Raw genomic sequence first — 761 nt, forward strand, 5'->3', positions numbered from 1 at the left:
GGACCGCCCAGGACGTGACGGCAGCGCCGCCTTCGGGTACGGCTCCCGCCGAGGCCTGGCTGCGGGTGCAGGCGCGCGCCGGGGGGCCGCCGGCCCGAAGGCTGCTGCGCCTGCTCGACGGAAGATTCGGCACAGACGGAAGAGACGAAAGAGACGGTGAAGCCGCATGACAGCGCTGGTGCTCGGGGTCCTCCTGGCGGTGAGCATGCTGGGCAACGCGCTGCTGGCGCTCCGGCTGCGGGCGCAGGCCCGGTCCCTGCGCGGCTCGGCCCAGGCGGAACGCGCCGAACAGTTCGCGGCTCACCAGGCCGACCGGGCCAGACATCAAGAGGAATGGCGGAACGAGCGGGCGGGGCTGCTGGGCGCTGTCCACGAGAGCGGAAGCCGCCTGGAACAGGCTCGCGCCGCCCTGCACTCGGCCGAGGCCCGTGCCGAGCAGTCCGCGGCACAACATGCCTCCTTCCAGCAGGAGTTGAAGGAGACCCGGGCCGGTCAGGCCGCGGCCGAGGCGGAGGTGCGGCTGCTCAGGCGCCGCCTGGAGGAATTCGAGGACGCCGTCCCTCCGACCGCGCAGGCGTCCACCCCTGCCGTGCCCCGCGAACTCCCCCTCGGCCGTGACTCGGCCGCCGACAGCATCGTCGACGGAGCCGATCTCGGTCCCCTCGTCGTGGGGGGGGGGGGCGGAAGCGGGGGCCCCCCAAGCGCGGGTATGTGTCGGATAAACAAAAACCAAACCCCCCAACAATGAAACAAACAGGGGT

The 761-nt window shown here is 72.1% G+C and carries 1 protein-coding gene; it reads left to right on the top strand.

From position 1 onward, the window contains the following. Positions 1-166 precede the first annotated feature (166 nt). Entirely contained in the window at positions 167-748 is a 582-nt protein-coding gene (locus ACFW2E_RS34960; RefSeq protein ID WP_384472409.1) for a hypothetical protein, read from the top strand. The last annotated feature ends 13 nt before the right edge of the window (positions 749-761 follow it).

Origin of the sequence: Streptomyces sp. NPDC058964, from assembly GCF_042741275.1 — a bacterium.
In the GTDB taxonomy this organism is placed as follows: Bacteria; Actinomycetota; Actinomycetes; order Streptomycetales; family Streptomycetaceae; genus Streptomyces.